Origin of the sequence: Phenylobacterium sp. (assembly GCF_036501465.1) — a bacterium.
Taxonomy (GTDB): Bacteria; Pseudomonadota; Alphaproteobacteria; order Caulobacterales; family Caulobacteraceae; genus Phenylobacterium.
In genome coordinates this window covers 40539-57198 of the sequence record NZ_DASYAF010000028.1, presented here as the reverse complement: position 1 = coordinate 57198, position 16660 = coordinate 40539, and the positions used below count along the sequence as shown (strand labels likewise).

General features: G+C 70.9%; 19 protein-coding genes. 6 read left to right on the top strand and 13 right to left on the bottom strand.

The window, feature by feature from the left end; genetic code table 11:
• Nucleotides 1-67 precede the first annotated feature (67 nt).
• The 4 genes from holA to VGL85_RS02805 all read right to left on the bottom strand — a co-directional run bounded on the left by holA (nt 68) and on the right by VGL85_RS02805 (nt 4882).
• Nucleotides 68-1135, bottom strand: a complete 1068-nt coding sequence (gene holA, locus VGL85_RS02820; protein ID WP_331585749.1) for a DNA polymerase III subunit delta — start codon at nt 1133-1135, stop codon at nt 68-70.
• Nucleotides 1136-1140: 5 nt separating this feature from the next.
• Nucleotides 1141-1719, bottom strand: coding sequence for an LPS assembly lipoprotein LptE (lptE, locus tag VGL85_RS02815; RefSeq protein ID WP_331585747.1), 579 nt, complete (start codon nt 1717-1719; stop codon nt 1141-1143).
• Nucleotides 1720-1722: 3 nt separating this feature from the next.
• Nucleotides 1723-4308, bottom strand: a complete 2586-nt coding sequence (leuS, locus tag VGL85_RS02810) for a leucine--tRNA ligase (RefSeq protein ID WP_331585745.1) — start codon at nt 4306-4308, stop codon at nt 1723-1725.
• An 82-nt stretch (nt 4309-4390) separates the two neighbouring features.
• Nucleotides 4391-4882 carry a DUF3576 domain-containing protein gene (locus tag VGL85_RS02805; RefSeq protein ID WP_331585743.1) on the bottom strand — a complete coding sequence of 164 codons (492 nt, stop codon included), beginning with the start codon at nt 4880-4882 and terminating at the stop codon, nt 4391-4393.
• 274 nt (nt 4883-5156) lie between these two features.
• On the opposite strand from VGL85_RS02805, the gene VGL85_RS02800 reads away from it, so the two are divergent.
• The gene (locus VGL85_RS02800; RefSeq protein WP_331585741.1) at nt 5157-5555 is read left to right on the top strand and encodes an NtrZ family periplasmic regulatory protein; all 399 of its coding nucleotides are present in this window, start codon (nt 5157-5159) and stop codon (nt 5553-5555) included.
• Here the strand turns inward: VGL85_RS02800 and VGL85_RS02795 are convergent.
• Nucleotides 5552-6169 (bottom strand): thiamine phosphate synthase, encoded by a 618-nt coding sequence (locus VGL85_RS02795; protein WP_331585739.1) that lies wholly within the window; start codon nt 6167-6169, stop codon nt 5552-5554. The two genes, VGL85_RS02800 and VGL85_RS02795, sit on opposite strands and share 4 nt — an antisense overlap.
• A gap of 16 nt (nt 6170-6185) precedes the next feature.
• Between VGL85_RS02795 and VGL85_RS02790 the strand changes: the two genes are divergently transcribed.
• Nucleotides 6186-6851 carry a YggS family pyridoxal phosphate-dependent enzyme gene (locus VGL85_RS02790; RefSeq protein WP_331585737.1) on the top strand — a complete coding sequence of 222 codons (666 nt, stop codon included), beginning with the start codon at nt 6186-6188 and terminating at the stop codon, nt 6849-6851.
• 29 nt (nt 6852-6880) lie between these two features.
• Here VGL85_RS02790 and VGL85_RS02785 read toward each other — a convergent pair whose 3' ends face one another.
• Nucleotides 6881-7504, bottom strand: a complete 624-nt coding sequence (locus tag VGL85_RS02785; RefSeq protein ID WP_331585735.1) for a LysE family translocator — start codon at nt 7502-7504, stop codon at nt 6881-6883.
• The gene (locus tag VGL85_RS02780) at nt 7505-8029 is read right to left on the bottom strand and encodes a L,D-transpeptidase family protein (protein ID WP_414695157.1); all 525 of its coding nucleotides are present in this window, start codon (nt 8027-8029) and stop codon (nt 7505-7507) included.
• Nucleotides 8030-8096: 67 nt separating this feature from the next.
• Here VGL85_RS02780 and VGL85_RS02775 point away from each other — a divergent pair, with 67 nt between their 5' ends.
• Complete coding sequence (locus VGL85_RS02775) at nt 8097-8780, top strand: response regulator transcription factor (RefSeq protein WP_331585733.1); 684 nt, start codon at nt 8097-8099, stop codon at nt 8778-8780.
• 154 nt (nt 8781-8934) lie between these two features.
• On the opposite strand, the gene VGL85_RS02770 is transcribed toward VGL85_RS02775, so the two are convergent.
• From VGL85_RS02770 to VGL85_RS02760, 3 genes are all read right to left on the bottom strand, one after another.
• Nucleotides 8935-9741: an exodeoxyribonuclease III gene (locus VGL85_RS02770; protein ID WP_331585731.1), complete on the bottom strand. Its 807-nt coding sequence runs from the start codon at nt 9739-9741 to the stop codon at nt 8935-8937.
• 229 nt (nt 9742-9970) lie between these two features.
• Nucleotides 9971-10648, bottom strand: a complete 678-nt coding sequence (locus VGL85_RS02765; RefSeq protein ID WP_331585729.1) for an outer membrane lipoprotein carrier protein LolA — start codon at nt 10646-10648, stop codon at nt 9971-9973.
• 59 nt (nt 10649-10707) lie between these two features.
• Entirely contained in the window at nt 10708-11430 is a 723-nt protein-coding gene (locus VGL85_RS02760) for a ribonuclease T2 family protein (protein ID WP_331585727.1), read from the bottom strand.
• 63 nt (nt 11431-11493) lie between these two features.
• On the opposite strand from VGL85_RS02760, the gene VGL85_RS02755 reads away from it, so the two are divergent.
• On the top strand, nt 11494-11823 hold the full coding sequence (locus VGL85_RS02755) for a metalloregulator ArsR/SmtB family transcription factor (protein ID WP_331585725.1): 330 nt from the start codon (nt 11494-11496) through the stop codon (nt 11821-11823).
• Nucleotides 11816-12262, top strand: coding sequence for an SRPBCC family protein (locus VGL85_RS02750; protein WP_331585723.1), 447 nt, complete (start codon nt 11816-11818; stop codon nt 12260-12262). Before VGL85_RS02755 ends, VGL85_RS02750 begins: the two co-directional genes overlap by 8 nt.
• A gap of 66 nt (nt 12263-12328) precedes the next feature.
• Here VGL85_RS02750 and VGL85_RS02745 read toward each other — a convergent pair whose 3' ends face one another.
• Both VGL85_RS02745 and VGL85_RS02740 read right to left on the bottom strand, forming a co-directional pair.
• Nucleotides 12329-12646 (bottom strand): hypothetical protein, encoded by a 318-nt coding sequence (locus VGL85_RS02745; RefSeq protein WP_331585721.1) that lies wholly within the window; start codon nt 12644-12646, stop codon nt 12329-12331.
• A 16-nt stretch (nt 12647-12662) separates the two neighbouring features.
• Nucleotides 12663-15014, bottom strand: coding sequence for an FtsK/SpoIIIE family DNA translocase (locus VGL85_RS02740; RefSeq protein ID WP_331585720.1), 2352 nt, complete (start codon nt 15012-15014; stop codon nt 12663-12665).
• Nucleotides 15015-15162: 148 nt separating this feature from the next.
• Between VGL85_RS02740 and VGL85_RS02735 the strand changes: the two genes are divergently transcribed.
• Nucleotides 15163-15552 carry a hypothetical protein gene (locus VGL85_RS02735; RefSeq protein ID WP_331585718.1) on the top strand — a complete coding sequence of 130 codons (390 nt, stop codon included), beginning with the start codon at nt 15163-15165 and terminating at the stop codon, nt 15550-15552.
• A gap of 44 nt (nt 15553-15596) precedes the next feature.
• Here the strand turns inward: VGL85_RS02735 and VGL85_RS02730 are convergent, their stop codons facing one another.
• Nucleotides 15597-16460: a dienelactone hydrolase family protein gene (locus tag VGL85_RS02730; protein ID WP_331585716.1), complete on the bottom strand. Its 864-nt coding sequence runs from the start codon at nt 16458-16460 to the stop codon at nt 15597-15599.
• Nucleotides 16461-16660: the final 200 nt, after the last annotated feature.

Sequence of the window (16660 nt, the reverse complement as noted above, 5' to 3'; positions counted from 1 at the left end):
ACGCCTGCTTATGGGCGGGAGTATCCGAGCGTTGTTCGCCGACGACAAGAGGCAGGCGGCGCTGCGACTAAAGGCCCAGGCGCCGCGCGCGGCCGGCGACGGTGAGCGCCAGGCGCTCGGCGATCAGCTGGTCCGGCGCGCCGGCGGACTTGCACTGCCGGTCGGCCTCCAGAATTTGCGGCTGGATGCGGTCCAGCTCCTCCAGGCTCCAGGACCGCGCCTGGCGCAGGAATTCGCGCTCCTGCTTCCAGAACACGCCGGCCGCCTTGGCCGCCTCCTGCATCCCCGCGCCGTTCTTGGCCAGGGTGAGCGCGCGGCGCAGGCGGCCCAGGTGCAGGCCCAGGGCGCGCACCGCGGCGGGTCCGCCTTCGCCCTCCTGGGCGGCGCGGCGCAGGCCGGCCTGGGCGTCGGCCAGGCGCCCGCCGAAGGCGTCGGCGGCGGCGTCGGAGAGCGAGGCCTCCGGCTCCACGCCCAAGAAGCCCTCCAGGTCGGCCGGGGTGGCCAGCGCCCCGCTGCCCGGATCCAGGTAGAGCGCCAGGCGCTCGATCTCCTGGCGGGCCACGCCGCGCTCCTTGGGCATGCGGGCGACGAACAGCTGCAGGGCCTCGTTGGACAGCGACAGGTTGTCCCGCGCCAGGGCCTCGCGCACCTGGCGGGCGACGTCGCCGGGTTCGTCCTCGTAGCAGGGGATGGCGGCCGCGCCTTCGGCCTTCTCGGCGGCCTTGCGCAGGGCGGAATCGCGGCCGAGGTTCCCGGCCTCCACGATCAGGAAGGCCTCGGGGTTCAGCTCGCCCGCGGCATGGCGGGTCAGGGCCTCGGCGGCCAGCTTGTCGAGCGAGGCCTTGTCGCTGGAGAAGCGCAGGCGAACCAGCCGTCGCCCGCCCATCAGCGACTGGGCGGCGAGCTCGCCCTCCAGCCGCCCGCCGTCGGCGTCGAGGTCGCCATCGGTGAGCTGGGCGACGTCGAAGGGGTCGTTGGGGTCCTTGGCGATCTTCGCCGCCAGCTGCTGGCCGCGCTCGCGCACCACGCCCAGGTCGCGGCCGTAGATCAGGGCGGCGCGGACCTGCGCGCCATTGAAGCCTTCATTGGGGCGGGTGAGGAAGCGTTCGGCGTCCGGCCGTTTGCCGAGGATCACCGCCGTCAGCCCCCGGTCGGAAGGTCCGTGGGCGTCGTCGAATTGGCCGGCGGCGGGGTGACCTTCTGCTTGGTCTTGGTCGTGGGCTCGCCGGTGGCCATCCAGGCGGCGAGTTCGAGCTGGATGCGGCGCGCGGCCTCCGCCGCCGCCCGGTCCTCGGCGTCCTGCTCGGCGGCGATGGAGGCGTAGGGCTGGTCGGCGGAATCGTAGGTCACCTCGACCCGCACCCGGCCCTTCTTGGCGATATCGCCGCCCGGCAGGCTGGCCAGGGTGTAGTCGGCGGTCAGCACATATTCGTAGCGGGTGGCGACGTTGTCGGTGCGGATGCCGCGCGGATAGCGCGCCTCGGCCAGCGACAGGCGCATGGAATACTGGGCCTGGGCGGAGTGGTCGCGGGCGAAGGCGTCCTCCAGGTGCTGGCTGATCAGATAGCCGCTCCGTTGCGGCGGCTGGATGACCTCGATGGCGGCGAGCTTCGGGATGACCCCGGGCGCGCCATAGAGCGGGGTGAAGCCGCACCCGCTGAGCGCCAGGCCCGCGGCCGCCAGCGCGGCCGAAAAGAGGAGGGTTCGGACGCTGCGCACTGCTCAGGCGGCCACGATGTTGACGATGCGATCCTGCACCACGATCACCTTGCGGATGGTCAGGCCCTCTAGGCGCCGTGCGATCTCGGGATCGTCAAGCACGATCTTCTCCACATCGGCGGGCGAGGCGCCGGCCGGGGCGGAGATTTCGCCCCGCCGCTTGCCGTTCACCTGCACCGGCAGGACGCGCACGGCCTCCTCGGTCAGCGCCGGGTCGAACGCGGGCCAGGGCGCCTGGGCGACCATATCCTCGCCGCCGACCCGCGCCCAGCATTCCTCGGCCAGGTGTGGCGTAAAGGGCGCGATCAGCCGGGCGAAGGCGCTGAGCGCTTCCTGCCGCGCCTGGGCCACGGCGAGCGAGGCCGTGGCGGCCGGATGGGCCTTCAACAGGTTCAGGAACTCATAGAGCCGCGCGATGCCGGAGTTGAAGCGGAAGGTGTCGATCGCCTCGGTGACCTGCTTGACCAGCTTGTGGGTGGCGCGGCGCAGGGCCGTGGCCGCCTCGTCCGTCTCGCCCGAGGGGGCGAGCCCGCCCGCCGGCTGGCTGTCGAACTCGTCCCAGACGCGGTTGACGAAGCGCCAGGCGCCCTGGACGCCGGCGTTGGACCACTGGGCGTCGCGCTCCGGCGGGCTGTCGCTCAGCACGAACAGGCGCGCGGCGTCGACGCCGTAGACGTCGAAGATCTCCTCCGGGGCGACCGTGTTCTTCTTGGACTTCGACATCTTCTCGACGTCGCCGATGGTCACCGGCTCGCCGGTCTCCAGCAGCCGGGCGCGCCGCGTCTTGCCCTCGGCGGTGACCTCCACGTCCTTGGGCTCCAGCCACTCGCCGCTTTGCCGCCGATAGGTCTCGTGGGTGACCATGCCCTGGGTGAACAGGCCGGCGAACGGCTCGCGCACCTTCAGCTGGCCGTCGTCGGCCAGGGCCTTGGTGACGAAGCGGGCGTAGAGCAGGTGCAGCACGGCATGCTCGATGCCGCCGATGTACTGGTCGACCGGCAGCCAGTAGTCGGCCGCCTGCTTGTCGATCGGCGTGGCGAAGTCGGGATTGGCGAAGCGGGCGAAGTACCAGGACGAATCCACGAAGGTGTCCAGGGTGTCGACCTCGCGGGTCGCCGGCCCGCCGCACTTCGGGCAGGTGGTGTGCTTCCAGGTCGGGTGGCGCGCCAGGGCGTTGCCGGGCTTGCCGAACTCCAGGTCGTCGGGGAGCGCGACCGGCAGCGCCGTCTTGGGCAGGGGCACGACCCCGTCCTTGTCGCAGTGGACCACCGGGATCGGGCAGCCCCAGGCGCGCTGGCGCGCCACGCCCCAGTCGCGCAGGCGGAAGACGGTGTCGCCGTGACCCTCGCCCTGGACCTCGATCCTGGCGATGGCGGCGGCCTTGGCGGCCTCGATGTCCAGGCCGTCCAGGAAGCGTGAGTTGTAGATCGTCCCCGGGCCCGTATAGGCTTCCTCGCCCACCGCGAAGGTCGCCGGATCCTCGCCCGGCGGCAGCACCACCGGGATCACCGGCAGGCGGTACTTGCGGGCGAAGTCGATGTCGCGCTGGTCGTGCGCCGGGCAGCCGAACAGGGCGCCCGCGCCATAGTCCATCAGCACGAAGTTGGCGATCCAGACCGGCAGCTCCCAGCTCTCGTCGAACGGGTGGCGCACGCGCACCCCGGTGTCGAAGCCCAGCTTCTCGGCGGTGTCGATCTCGGCCTGGGAGGCGCCGCCCTTCTTGCATTCCGCGATGAAGGCCGCGGCCCTGGGATCGGCCGCCGCCGCCTTCTGCGCCAGCGGATGGTCGGCGGCGATGGCCACGAAGCTGGCGCCGAACAGGGTGTCGGGCCGGGTGGTGTAGACCTCCAGCCCGTCCTCAAAGCCGGCCGGCGCCGCGCCGGCGAACTTGAAGGAAAAGGTCAGGCCCTTGGAGCGGCCGATCCAGTTCTCCTGCATCACCCGGACCTTCTCCGGCCAGCGGTCCAGGGTCGCCAGGTCGTCGGTGAGCTGGTCGGCGTAGTCGGTGATGCGGAAGAACCACTGGTTCAGCTTGCGCTTCTCGACCACCGCGCCGCTTCGCCAGCCGCGGCCGTCGACCACCTGCTCATTGGCCAGCACGGTCATGTCGACCGGGTCCCAGTTCACCAGGCCCTCGCGGCGATAGACCAGGCCGCGGGCATAGAGGTCCAGGAACAGCGCCTGCTGCTGGCCGTAGTAGGCCACATCGCAGGTGGCGAACTCGCGGGACCAGTCGATGCTGAGGCCCAGTTCCTTCAGCTCGCTGCGCATGCGCGCGATGTTGTCGTAGGTCCAGCCCTTGGGATCGACGCCGCGCTCCATGGCGGCGTTCTCGGCGGGCAGGCCGAAGGCGTCCCAGCCCATGGGGTGCAGGACCGAGAAGCCGCGGGCGCGCTTGAAGCGGGCGATCACGTCGCCCAGGGCGTAGTTGCGCACATGGCCCATGTGCAGGCGCCCCGACGGGTACGGGAACATCTCCAGGACGTAGTACTTGGGCTTGGCGGGGTCGATCACCGCGCGGAAGGCGTCGGCGTCCGCCCAGGCCTTGCGCCACCTCGGCTCGGTTTCCTTGGGATTGTAGCGGGCCATCTTGGGCAGGCCTTTGGACTGGAGTGGGAGTCCGGTCAACGGCCTAGCGGGCGCGCCGACAAGCGAACGAGCTGAGCGTGGCTCAGCCCTTGATGTTCGAAAGTCGAAGCTGGCGCGCCTTGGTCAGGATGGCGTTCTCGATCTGCGTCTCGGTTTCGCCGGCCGAGGGGGCGTCGATCCACTGGCCGGAGGCGTCGCGGTTCTGCTTGAAGACGGCGACGTTCAGCCCGTCGGCCCGCAGGCGCGCGTCCAGGATGTACACCGTGCACTTGAAGCGCTCGTTCGGCTTTTCCGGGTTCGCATACCAGTCGGTGATGATCACCCCGCCGTAGGGGTCAGCCGAGGCGAGCGGCATGAAGGACAGGGTCGCCAGGGTGGCTTCCCACAGATAGCTGTTCACCCCGATCTGGGCGGCCGAATTCGGATTGGCCATCTCCTTGGGGCCGCCCTTACGGGCCAGGGGATTGGGGATGTGGGAACAGCCGGCGACGCTCAGGGCCGCCGCGGCCAGGGCGGCGACGACCGCGCCCCGATAGATTACGCCACGCACCCCGGCGCCTTGCACAAACGGCATATGTATCCGTCTCCAATGATTTCCGTCGCACCAGCCAGGCGCTACGGCGCCGCCCCGCGCCCGGCCCTCTATAACAACGCCGTGTCAGTCGCCAAACAGGAATCGCGTGACCTGGCCGCCACAGACGGCGAGGTTCTTCGCCGCACGCATACGCCTCTTGGGGGTACGTTGTTGACGGCTTAACCAGCCCCCGCGTAATCCAGACGCTTCCGTGACCACGCCCGGACGGGAACCTGGGGGTGCGATCACGGGCCGTTGGGGCTATATGTTGGGCATGTCGGTCCGCAGGTTCGCAGCTTTGGTCGGCCTGACCGCGCTTCTGGGCGCGGCGACGACGGCTGCCCAGGCGGCCACCGTGTCGGCCACGCCGCCGCCCTCCGCGGCCAAGTCGATCGACCTCAACACGCAGGCCGACGCCTCTTCGATCGCGCCGGGCCTGAAGTGGGACACCGCCAAGGGCAAGTGGGGCGTGACCTTCAACGTCCAGCAGCCCGAGACGCGCAGCACCACGCTCAACGACATCCAGGCGGGCGCCTACTACAAGATCACGCCCTCGCTGCGGGTGGGCGGGGCCTTCTCCTTCGGCTCCCAGGCGGTGATCCCGGGCCCCAAGCCGAACACCCCGGACAACACCCAGCCGCGCGTCCAGCTCGAGACGAAGCTCAGGTTCTAGGGGCCTCCGAAGGCGTCCACCGCCGCCAGCCCGACCAGGCCCGTCCCCTTGAGGAGGCGGGCTTTTTTGTTGTCCACCCCGCCCAGGCCATAGACCGGCCCGCCGGCGCGGCCGACGAGGATCGCCAGGCGGATAGGCCCCATCGGCGCGCCGGCCGAGGCGCTGCGGCTTGCGAACACCGTCGAGACGACCACCGCCTCGGCGCCCGCCGCCAGCGCGCGGCGCGCGGCGCGCGGCGAGTGCGCCGCCGCCGTCACCAGCCAATGCGGATGCGCCGCCTTCAGCCGCCGGGCGCGATGGGCCGCGCGCTCAGGCAAGTGGACGCCGTCCGCGCCGATCCGCGCCGCCAACCCGGCGTCGGCGCCGACCAGAAGCACCAGGCCTCGCCGCCGTGCGATCGCCGCCAGCCGCCGTCCCCGCGCCTCGGCGTCCAGGGCTCCGAAGGCGCGGAACACCACGCCCGCGCCGCGCGGCAGGCGCGTGGCGACGGCTTCCGGATCGGGCGTCCGGGCCGGATCGGTGAAGAACAGCAGGGACGGCAGGGCGGGCCCATGCCCCCGTCGCCCCTTCCGGCGGGCCGCGCGGCGCCCTAGGTGTTGCGCCGTCCGCTCCAAGGTCCAGAAGCCCGAAATGGCCGCTCCTCCGCCCGCCTATGCTGACGTGTTGGCCCGGATCGCCCGCGCCGCGCAAGCCGCCGGCCGCGCGCCGGGCGATGTCGCCCTGGTCGCCGTCTCCAAGACCCAGCCCTGGGAAGCGGTCGCGCCCGTGCTGGCCGCGGGCCAGACTGTGTTCGGCGAGAACCGGGTGCAGGAGGCGCAAGAGCGCTGGCGCGGCAAGGCCGAGGGCCTCACCCTGCACCTGATCGGGCCGCTGCAGACCAACAAGGCGGCGGACGCCGCGGCCTTCTTCGACGTGATCGAGACCCTGGACCGCGAGAAACTGGCGCGCGTGCTTGCCGAGGCGGCGCAGAAGCAGGGCCGCGCCCCACGCGTCTACGTCCAGGTGAACACCGGCGAGGAGCCGCAGAAGGCCGGCGTGATCCCCGCCGACGCCGACGCCTTCATCGCCCTGGCGCGCGAGACCTATGGCCTGGAGCCGGAAGGGCTGATGTGCATCCCGCCGGCCGACGAGCCGCCCGGGCCGCATTTCGCCCTGCTGGCGAAGATCGCCGCCCGCAACGGGCTTGCGAAACTCTCCATGGGCATGAGCGGCGACTTCGAGACCGCCATCGCCTTCGGCGCCACCAGCGTGCGGGTGGGCTCGGCGGTGTTCGGCGCGCGGGCCTATTCCGCCTGAAGGTCTGAACCGCCTAAGGCCCGGCCGGCCTAGTTGCGCGAGGCGGCCGCGGTGGCCAGGCCCGCGGCGATCAGCACCCCGCCGCCGGCCCGCTTCGACCAGAGCATCGCGCGCGGGCTGCGCAGCAGGCGCGAGGCGCGCGACGCGGCCAGGGCGTAGGCGGTGTCCGTGCAGCCGACCACGGCGGCGTAGGTGGCGATCAGGATCGCGGCCTGGGCAAGGTAGCTGGCCTTGGGCGAGATGAACTGCGGAGCGAAGGCCGCGAAGAAGACGATGGTCTTCGGATGGAAGACGCCCAGCAGGATGTTCGACAGCAGCGCGGTCCGCGGCGCGATCGGCGCGATCTCGGCGCGGGGCTCCGACCCCTGGCGGCTGCGGGCCAGCGCCAGGACGCCCAGGCCGATCAGATAGAGCGCGCCCGCCCACTTGAGCGCCGTGAAGGCCAGCGCCGAGGCGGCGAGCACCGCGCCCGCGCCGGCCAAGGAAATCGTCATGCAGACGATGTTGCCGATGGCGATGCCGGCCACCGAGGCCAGGGCCGTGCGCCGCCCGGAGCTGAGCGCATAGCCCACGATGCTGGTGACGCCTGGCCCTGGAATGAGTCCCATGACGGCGGCGGCCAGGGCGAAGGCGAGCCAGGCAGCGAGGGACATTCAGGCGATCTCCTTGATCTCGACGGCGTCGCCCGGCCGGGCTTGCGCCAGCAGGGCCTCCATGTCGGGCCGGCTTACCGCCACGCAGCCTTCCGTCGGCAGATAACCCGTCCGCGCCAGGTGCAGGAAGATGGCCGAGCCCCGGCCGGCGACCGGCGGGTCGTCGTTGTAGCCCAGCACGACCACCAGGTCGTAGAGGCCGTCCTCGCGCCACATCGCCTCGTGGCTGGCGGCATAGGGCGTCTTGACCGGCCGGTTGTAGGCCGGATCGTCCGGAGCGTCGCACCATCCGTCGTCTGGCGCGAGCGGCCGGGCGGGCAGGGCGGTGGTCGGCGCCGCGCCGCGATCGGGCCGATACAGGAGCTCGCGGATCGGCCAGGTCCCCGCCGGCGCCGCGCCGTCGCCCTCGCGCTTGTCGGCCGCCGGCCTTACGCCACCCTTGCCGAGCGCGCAGCGTACGCTGCGGCCATCAAGCGCCAACCAGCCCGTCGTCCCGTCGCCCTCGGCCGTCGCGGTGAAGATCACGCCAAATCCCCTTGCCGGCCAATTCTCTTTGCGAGACCGGGCCGACCCGGTGCATGTTCAGGCGGACATGGCGCAACGCAAGACCCTGCTCATCGTCGATGACGACGCCGACCTGCGCGGAGCCGTCGCCGAACAGCTGCAGGCCGAGGATTTCGACACCCTGGAGGCCGCCACCGCCGGCGACGGGGTGCGCCTGGCCCAGACCGAACGCCCCGACCTGATACTGCTCGACGTCGACCTGCCGGACTTCGACGGCCGCGAGGCCTGCCGGCGCATGCGCGAGAGCGGCGTCACCACCCCGGTGATCATGCTGACCGCCGCCGCCGAGGACGAGGACACCGTCCAGGGCCTGGATTCCGGCGCCAACGACTATGTCACCAAGCCCTACAAGTTCGCCGTGCTGCTGGCCCGCATCCGGGTGCAGCTGCGCGACTACGAACACTCCGAGGGCGCGGTCTTCAGGCTGGGCGCCTACGAGTTCCGCCCGGCCGGCAAGCTGTTGATCGATCCGCAGGGCAAGAAGATCCGCCTGACGGAGAAGGAGACCAACATCCTGAAGTACCTCTACCGCGCCGGCGAGAAGCCGGTGTCGCGCGAGGAGCTGCTGGCCGAGGTCTGGGGCTACAACGCCGGCGTGACGACCCACACGCTCGAGACCCACGTCTACCGCCTGCGCCAGAAGATCGAGAGCGACCCGGCCAACGCCAAGCTGCTGCTCACCGAGGCCGGCGGCTACAAGCTCGCGCCTTAAATTCCCGTGTCATCCTGGTTTGGCGTCAGCCAAGACCGGGACCCATGAATTCCGAATAGCAGAATGGGTCACGCCGGCGCGCCGCGAGGCCCGGCGACGCCGTGTCCATGGATCCCGGTCTTCGCCTGCGGCGAAACCAGGATGACACTTTGGATCAGACGTTCAAATCCGCCGACACGGGCGCGTGGTCGCTGGGGCGTTCCCATTCGCGGACGTCGTCGTGGATGCGCGACCGGGCCTTGCCGTCCACGAAGGCGGCGGCCTTCAGGCCCGGGCTGACCAGGATGTGGTCCAGGCGCAGCCCGCGATTGGAGACCCGGAAGTCCTGGGCGCGGTAGCTCCACCACGAGGCCAGCTTCTGCGGCTCGGGATAGGCTTGGCGGGTGAGGTCGGTGAACTGGCCGGCGCGGTGCAGGGCCCACATGGCCTCGACCTCCACCGGCGTGTGGCTGACCACCTTGGACATGTAGCGGTGGTTCCAGACGTCGTTCTCGCCGGGGGCGACGTTCAGGTCGCCGACGATGGCCAGCGGCGCCTTGGGGTCGCGGGCGGCGATCTCGGCGGTCAGCTTCTCGTAGAAGTCGAGCTTGTGGTCGAACTTCGGGTTCAGGGCCCGGTCGGGCAGGTCGCCGCCGGCCGGGATGTAGAAATTGTGGATCTCGACGCCGGCCACCTTGGCGCCGACGCAGCGGGCGTGGCCTTCGCGGCAGACGTCCAGGGCCGGCGCGTCCTCCAGCGGCAGGCGCGAGGCGATGGCGACGCCGTGCCAGCCCTTCTGGCCGGCGATCTTCAGGTGCGGCAGCCCCATGGCCACGAAGGCCTCACGCGGGAACTCGCCCTCGCGGCACTTGATCTCCTGCAGGCACAGGACGTCCGGCTGCTGCTCGGCCATGAAGCGGGCGGCCTGTTCCGCGCGCAGGCGAACCGAGTTGACGTTCCAGGTGCAGAGGCGAAGGCGCATGCGGCTCCTTAGGTCGCCGGGGCGGTCAAGGGAATGGGGCAAAAGAAGACGCCCGGGCACTGGAGTAGCCCGGGCGTTTCAGTGGTCTCTCATGCCGCCGCCGGGAGGGGATAGGTTCCGGCACGGATCCGTCGGCGCGTGCGCGCGCTGACGGGGTAGTGGCATCAAAGTCACAGGCGATCACAAAGGTCAAGGTGTCGCGCCGAATCCCTTGAGCGTGTTGAAAGTGTCACAATCCGAGGCGGCCGGGGTCCGGCGCGCGGGTGTTGGGGTTCTTCAGCACGAACAGCGAAGGCGCGAGGCCGGAGGTCTTCTCCAGGCCCTCGATCCGCACCTGGGTGACGCGGCCCTGCGCGTCGGTCACGGTCCAGGCGACCAGCCGCATGGGGTTGTCGGCGAAGGAGATGGCGATCTGGCCGGCGGTCCCGTGCCCGCCGTCGCGGGCGGTGATGGTGAAGCCGTCGCTGGCGCGGACGACCCGGGTCACCTGCACGCCCTTGTCCAGGCGGATGGTCTTGGCCAGGAACAGCGACAGCGGCGTGGCGCCCAGCGGATAGGCGGTGAAGGTGTTCAGCCGCTTGTCCTGCACGATCACCCGGCCGCCGTCGGAGACCACCAGCAGGCCGGACGGCGGGTCATAAGCGAACCGCGCCTTGCCGGGGCGCTTCAGGAACAGTTCGCCGCTGGTGGGCGGCCCGCGCCCATCGGTCTGGACGAAGCGGCCCTTGGCCTCGCCGAGGCCCTGCAGATAGGCCACCGCCTTGTCCACCAGCGCCCGGTCCTCCGCGGAGAGCGCCGGCGTCGGCGCGGGCGCGGCGAAGGCGGCGGCCGGCAGGAGGGCGGCGGTCGTGGCCAGGGCCAGGGTCTGGACCAGGAGGCGGCGGCGGCTCGTCAGGGTTCGTCTCATGGCGCTGAAATTGGCGGCCGATGGTGGCCGCAGCAAGGCTTGCCGGAACGCGCCGGGCGTCAGAAGGCGCCGGTGCGGCTGGGCGCCAGCGTCAGATGGACCCGGTCCGGCGCGCCGTCGCCGCCCGGACAGGCGGCGGGCTGGAACCGAAGGTCGTAGCAGATGCGGACTTCCGACAGGGCGTCGTCCCGGCCCCGCAGGCTCTGGACGAAGATCTCCTCGCGCCTGAGCCAGGGGTTCTTCGCCAGGAAGGCCGCGCGGACGGCGCCGGCGGTGAGGTCGCCTGGCGGTATGGCCTCGACCTTCGGGATGGCGATGCGGTCGAACAGCTTCGCCGACTGGGCGAAATAGGCCCGCGCGTCGGGCCAGGCGGCGCAGGTCCCATGCTTCTGCCACTCATGCTGCAGCAGCACCGCCGAGGGCGTGCGCCGCCACATTGCGCGCACCGTGGCGAGGTCGAGCGGACCCGCCGGCTTGCAGAAGCCGGGATAGGGCGGGTGCGCGCCGTCGGGCCACAGGCCGTGCAGGGTGAAGCCCAGCGGCCGCGCGCACTCCATCTCCTTGGCGCTCGCCCCGCTGCCGCCGGAGCGGCACCACTCCGGCGTCCAGGTCAGGGCCAGGGTGTAGTAGGCGATCGGCACGCCGGTCACGACCTCGTCGGGCCGGGGGTTGAGCGCCGGGGCGGGCCTGAGGTCCGGGGGCGGCGCCTCAGCGGGCGCAGCCAGGGCTTGCGCGGCCGAAAAGGCGAAGACGGCGGCGAGGGTGAGGGTCGAGAAGCGCATGGCGGTTATCTACCCGCTTCGGCCCGATTTTACATGCAAGCAATTACTTGCATATTAGCGGCCATGACCGACGACGTGGACCGGGTCTTCAAGGCGTTGGCGGATGCAAGCCGCCGCGCGCTCCTCGACGACCTGTTCCGCGAACCCGGCCAGACCCTTGGCGCGCTGGCCTCGCGCCTCGCCATGACCCGCCAGGCGGTCAGCCAGCATCTGGCGGTGCTGGAGGCCGCCAACCTCGTGGCCACCGCCCGGCGGGGCCGCGAGAAGCTGCACTACCTGAACCCCGTCCCGATCCACGAGGCGCACGCCCGCTGGATCGCCAAGTTCGAACGGCCGCGGCTCGACGCCCTGGCCGAACTGAAGCAACGCCTCGAAGGAGACCGCGATGGATAAGCCGTCCTACGTCTATGTGACCTACATCCTGACAACGCCGGAAAAGGTGTGGGAAGCGATCACCGACGCCGACGTCAGCGCCCGGTTCTGGCATCGCGCCAACGTCTCCGACTGGCAGGTGGGCTCGACCTGGGAGCACAAGTTCCCCGGCAAGCCCGCCGACCTGGTGGGCAAGGTGCTGGAAGCCGCGCCGCCGCATCGCTTGGTGATGACCTGGGCTGGGCCCGCGCACGTGGACAATCCCGACCGGGTGTCGGTCGTTGCCTTCGACATCCGCCAGATGGGCGAAAAGGTGCGGGTGACCATGACCCACAGCGAACTCACGCCCCCGGGCCTGAAGGATGTGTCCGAAGCCTGGCCGGCCGTCCTCTCCAACATGAAGACCCTGCTGGAGACCGGCGGCGTAATCCCCGACGCATTTGGGGGGATTCACGGCTAGGGTTCAAACCGCCGGTTACGAGGTTGCGGCCTAGATCCGACATCGCCCTCCGCGCTGGTCGCCCGATCAAAGGTCGGCTTCAACCTCACTATTCGGGAAGACTTCGAAGCCATCGGCCTCGAGTTTGACGAAAAATTCAGCGGCCTCTTCATCCGAACGAAGAGACAGATCGTCGAAAAACACCAAGTAACCGTCGGACTCGTCGTCCATTTTAACAACGGTCTTAACCAGGAGGCGGCTCAGGGGCGCGGCCCATCTGCGGCCCGGGTCCAACAGTCTGAGTGAGTCTCCGGGCTTTGGAAGCACGCCGACTTCCAGGGCCCGATTAGCGTACCCGTAGGCGCGACCTGGCGTGAAAACGTCGACGATCTCGACGGTCCTCATATCTCGAGTCCTGTGTCTACGGCGCGGCGCTGACCAGGATCTCGCGTTTGCCGGCGTGGTTGGCGGGGCCGACCACGCCCTCCTGCTCCATCCGCTCGATGAGCGAGGCGGCGCGGTTGTAGCCGATCTGCAGGCGGCGCTGGATGTAGCTGGTCGAGGCCTTGCCGTCGCGGGTCACCACGGCGACCGCGCGGTCGTAGAGGTCGTTGCCGCCCTCGCCATCGCCGCCGAACCCGAAGTCGCCGGCCTCCGCGTCCTCCTCCGGCGCGGCGGTGACCTCTTCCAGGTACTGCGGCTGGCCCTGCTCGCGCAGGAACCGGGCCACGGCCTCCACCTCGCCGTCGGAGACGAAGGGCCCGTGCAGGCGGGTGACGCGCCCGCCGCCGGCCATGTAGAGCTGATCGCCCTGGCCCAGCAGCTGTTCGGCGCCCTGCTCGCCCAGGATGGTGCGGCTGTCGATCTTGGAGGTGACCTGGAAGCTGATCCGGGTCGGGAAGTTGGCCTTGATGGTGCCGGTGATCACGTCCACCGACGGGCGCTGGGTGGCCATGATCAGGTGGATGCCGGCGGCCCGCGCCATCTGCGCCAGGCGCTGGACGGCGCCTTCGATGTCCTTGCCGGCCACCATCATCAGGTCGGCGACCTCGTCGATCACCACGACCAGGTAGGGCATCGGCTCCGGGGTGATCTTCTCGCTCTCGTAGATCGGCCGGCCACTGTCGTCGAAGCCGGTCTGGACGGTCCGCTCGAAGTGCTCGCCCTTGGCCGCGGCCTCCTTGGCGCGCTCGTTGTAGGAGGCGACGTTGCGCACGCCGATCTTCGACATGCGGCGATAGCGGTCCTCCATCTCGCGCACAGTCCACTTCAGGGCGACGATGGCCTTCTTGGGATCGGTCACCACCGGCGCCAGCAGGTGCGGGATGCCGTCGTAGACCGACAGCTCCAGCATCTTCGGGTCGATCATGATCAGCCGGCACTGGTCGGGCGGCAGCCGGTAGAGGATCGACAGGATCATGGCGTTGACGCCCACCGACTTGCCCGAGCCGGTGGTGCCGGCGATCAGCAGGTGCGGCATCCGCGCCAGGTCGGCGATGTAGGGCTCGCCGCCGATGGTCTCGCCCAGGGCCATGGGCAGGGTCTGGCCGCCGCGCTCGTATTCGCCGCTGGCCAGCAGGTCGCGCAGGTAGACGGTCTCGCGCTTCTGGTTGGGCAGCTCGATGCCGATGGCGTTGCGGCCCGGCACCACTGAGACGCGGCAGGCGGCGACGCTCATGGAGCGCGCGATGTCGTCGGAAAGCGCCACCACCCGGGCGGACTTCACGCCGGCAGCCGGGACCAGCTCATAGAGGGTGACCACCGGGCCTGGGCGGATCTGGTCCACCTGGCCGCGCACCCCGAACTCGGCCAGCACGCTTTCCAGGAGCTGGGCGTTCTGGCGCAGGGCGCCCTCGTCGAACTGGGCGGCGCGGGGCTTGGGCTTGGCCAGCATGCCGAGCTCCGGCAGCTTGAAGCCGCCGGCCCGGGCGAAGTCGAAGGTGGTCTGGGCCTCGCGGTGCTCGCGGGCGCTTTCCTTGGGCGCGGCCTTGGGGGCCTTGACCCGGGGGCCTTCGCCGGGCTCCAGCGCGATGGGCGCGGGCTCGAGGGCGGCGTCGGAAATCCCGCCGGCCCGACGGTCGCGGGCCGAGACCTTGGCCGCGCGGGCGGCCTTCTCCGGCTTGGCGGCGGCGAGCCTGGGCTTGGGCGTCAGCAGCACCGACAGCCAGTCGGCCAGGGTGCGCAGCTCCCCTTTCCGCAGGCCCACCGCATAGCCCATGGCAGCCAGGCCGATGGCCAGGAAGACGCCGGCGGCGATCGGCAGGCTGGTGGGGACGTGGGCGTAGGCCAGCAGGCGGCTGAACGCCCCCAGCAGGGCGTCGCCCCACAGGCCGCCCAGGCCCTTGGCCAGCGGCCAGGCGGCGGGCGGCGCGGGCAGGGCCAGCGCCGCCGACAGCGCCAGCACCCCGCTCGCGCCCACCAGCGCGCGCAGGCGCAGGGCGCCGCGCGAGCGGGCCGGCTCGGACGCGGCGGCGCGGCAGAGGCCCAGCACCACGATGGTCAGCGCCAGGAAGGCGCAGCCCAGGCCCAGCGACTGGACGAAGACGTCGGCCAGCACCGCGCCCGGGCCGCCCAGGGCGTTGGTCGCCTTGAGGGGGCCGGCGGCGTTCAGGCTGGGGTCGGCGGCGTTGTAGGTGGCGAAGGCGACGGCCAGCGCCGCGCCCGCCGCGGCCGTGACCCCGCCGCGCAGGCGCGCGGTTCCCGGATGCGACCAGGCCAGGCCCGCGATGTGCCCCACCAGGGCCATGCCGGTCTTCCGCGCCGTCCGCGCCATGCCCCAAACGCTCCCACTCTACCGTCAGCAAATCAGCCGGCCATGTTTCGCCGCGGGATGGTTAACCGGCCATTTACCGGGCCGGCCCGGCGGAACGGATTTGCGGGGCGAATGCCTGGGCGATAGGGTCGCGGCCATGCAGTGGTCCATGCCCCATCGCGTCCTCCAGCTGGTCGCGGCCGGTCTCGTGCTTGTCGCGGTCTCGGCCTTCGCCATGGGCGTCGTCAACGCGCCGTCGCGTGGGCGGATGCCCGGCGAGCGGGTGGCCGGCGCCACGGTGGGCGGCGCGGCCCCGCTGACCGCCACCGACGCGGTGCCCCTGGGCGTCGACCGCATCGAGGGCCTGGCGCCGCGGGAGTTGACCGAGGAAGAGAAGGAGAAGCTGCAGGAGGCGCGCGAGGCCAAGGAGGAGGCCGACGCCGAGGCCAAGGCCGCCGCCGAGACGGCGACCCCGCCCAAGGTCAGCCCGCCCTCGCCGCCGCCGCCCGCCGCGCCCGAGGCCGCGCCGGCCTCGCCGCCCGACGAGGCCCCGCACTAGACGCAGGTCAGGCCGTCCCGTGAGCCTTGAAGCCTAGGGGTGGCTCAGGCCACCCCGTGCGCCTTGAAGAACGCCAGCATCTTCGGCCAGGCGTCGGCCGAGGCCTCGGCGTTGTAGCTGCTGCGGTAGTCGGCCAGGAAGCCGTGCTGGGCGTTCGGGTAGACGATGATCTCGTCGTGCTTGCCGGCCGCCTTGAGCGCGGCGCGCATGTCGTCGACGTCCTTGGCCGAGATGCCCTTGTCCAGGCCGCCGTAGAGGCCGAGCACCGGACACTTCAGGTCCTTGACGCCGTCGATCGGCGCCGTGCGCGGATAGTTGGCGCTGGGCTTCAAGGGCCCGTACCAGGCCACGCCGGCCTTGAACTCCGGGAACACCTCGCAGCAGCGCCAGGTCGCCCCGCCGCCCCAGCAGAAGCCGGTGACGCCCATCCGCTTGGTGTCGGCGAAGGGCTGGGCCGCCAGCCATTTCAGCGTCGCGGTGGTGTCGCCCAGCACCTGGGCCTCGGGCGTCGCGCGCACGATGTCCCCGACCACCTTCATGTCCTCGGTCTTGGACGGGTCGCCGGCGCGCACGAAGAGATCAGGGGCGATCGCCACATAGCCGAGCTTGGCGAGGCGGCGGCAGATGTCCTTGATCCACTCGTGGACCCCGAACACCTCGGTGTTGACGAAGATCACCGGGTGTTTCCCCTTCGCCTCCGGGCGGGCCAGGAAAGCCGGGATCTTGCGATCGGTCGACTGGATCTCGACGGTCGCGGTGACCAGGCCCTTGGTGTCGGTGGTGATGGTCTCGGCGTCGGCCGAATAGGCGGCCACGGCGTAGCCGCCGGCCAGGGCCAGGGCGATCCCGCGGCGCGTCAGATGAAAGTCCTCGTCCCAATTGCCGTCGGCGCGGTGAAGCGTGACCATGGAATCCTCCCGATTTCATTGTGCGCGGCGATCCTGTGCAGCCTGGACGCGCGATGTCAAAGCTTCGCCGAGACCGGTCATGGCGGCCCGGCGAGGCGGCTCGCGCCGCCGGCGACATAAGAGCGTCATACGGGGCATCCTTGCGTAAGCCCGACGCGTAGCTAAGGTTAACCGCAGCCGGGGTGCAGCATGGTGGACAA

Coding starts and splice junctions, on each gene's coding strand:
- VGL85_RS02745 (WP_331585721.1), bottom strand. CDS start 12,646: ATGAGGACCGTCGAGATCGTCGACGTTTTCACGCCAGGTCGCGCCTAC.
- VGL85_RS02785 (WP_331585735.1), bottom strand. CDS start 7,504: ATGTCCCTCGCTGCCTGGCTCGCCTTCGCCCTGGCCGCCGCCGTCATG.
- VGL85_RS02730 (WP_331585716.1), bottom strand. CDS start 16,460: ATGGTCACGCTTCACCGCGCCGACGGCAATTGGGACGAGGACTTTCAT.
- VGL85_RS02775 (WP_331585733.1), top strand. CDS start 8,097: ATGGCGCAACGCAAGACCCTGCTCATCGTCGATGACGACGCCGACCTG.
- VGL85_RS02755 (WP_331585725.1), top strand. CDS start 11,494: ATGACCGACGACGTGGACCGGGTCTTCAAGGCGTTGGCGGATGCAAGC.
- VGL85_RS02805 (WP_331585743.1), bottom strand. CDS start 4,882: ATGCCGTTTGTGCAAGGCGCCGGGGTGCGTGGCGTAATCTATCGGGGC.
- VGL85_RS02740 (WP_331585720.1), bottom strand. CDS start 15,014: ATGGCGCGGACGGCGCGGAAGACCGGCATGGCCCTGGTGGGGCACATC.
- VGL85_RS02735 (WP_331585718.1), top strand. CDS start 15,163: ATGCCCCATCGCGTCCTCCAGCTGGTCGCGGCCGGTCTCGTGCTTGTC.
- VGL85_RS02765 (WP_331585729.1), bottom strand. CDS start 10,648: ATGAGACGAACCCTGACGAGCCGCCGCCGCCTCCTGGTCCAGACCCTG.
- VGL85_RS02800 (WP_331585741.1), top strand. CDS start 5,157: ATGTCGGTCCGCAGGTTCGCAGCTTTGGTCGGCCTGACCGCGCTTCTG.
- VGL85_RS02770 (WP_331585731.1), bottom strand. CDS start 9,741: ATGCGCCTTCGCCTCTGCACCTGGAACGTCAACTCGGTTCGCCTGCGC.
- VGL85_RS02790 (WP_331585737.1), top strand. CDS start 6,186: ATGGCCGCTCCTCCGCCCGCCTATGCTGACGTGTTGGCCCGGATCGCC.
- VGL85_RS02750 (WP_331585723.1), top strand. CDS start 11,816: ATGGATAAGCCGTCCTACGTCTATGTGACCTACATCCTGACAACGCCG.
- VGL85_RS02760 (WP_331585727.1), bottom strand. CDS start 11,430: ATGCGCTTCTCGACCCTCACCCTCGCCGCCGTCTTCGCCTTTTCGGCC.
- leuS (WP_331585745.1), bottom strand. CDS start 4,308: ATGGCCCGCTACAATCCCAAGGAAACCGAGCCGAGGTGGCGCAAGGCC.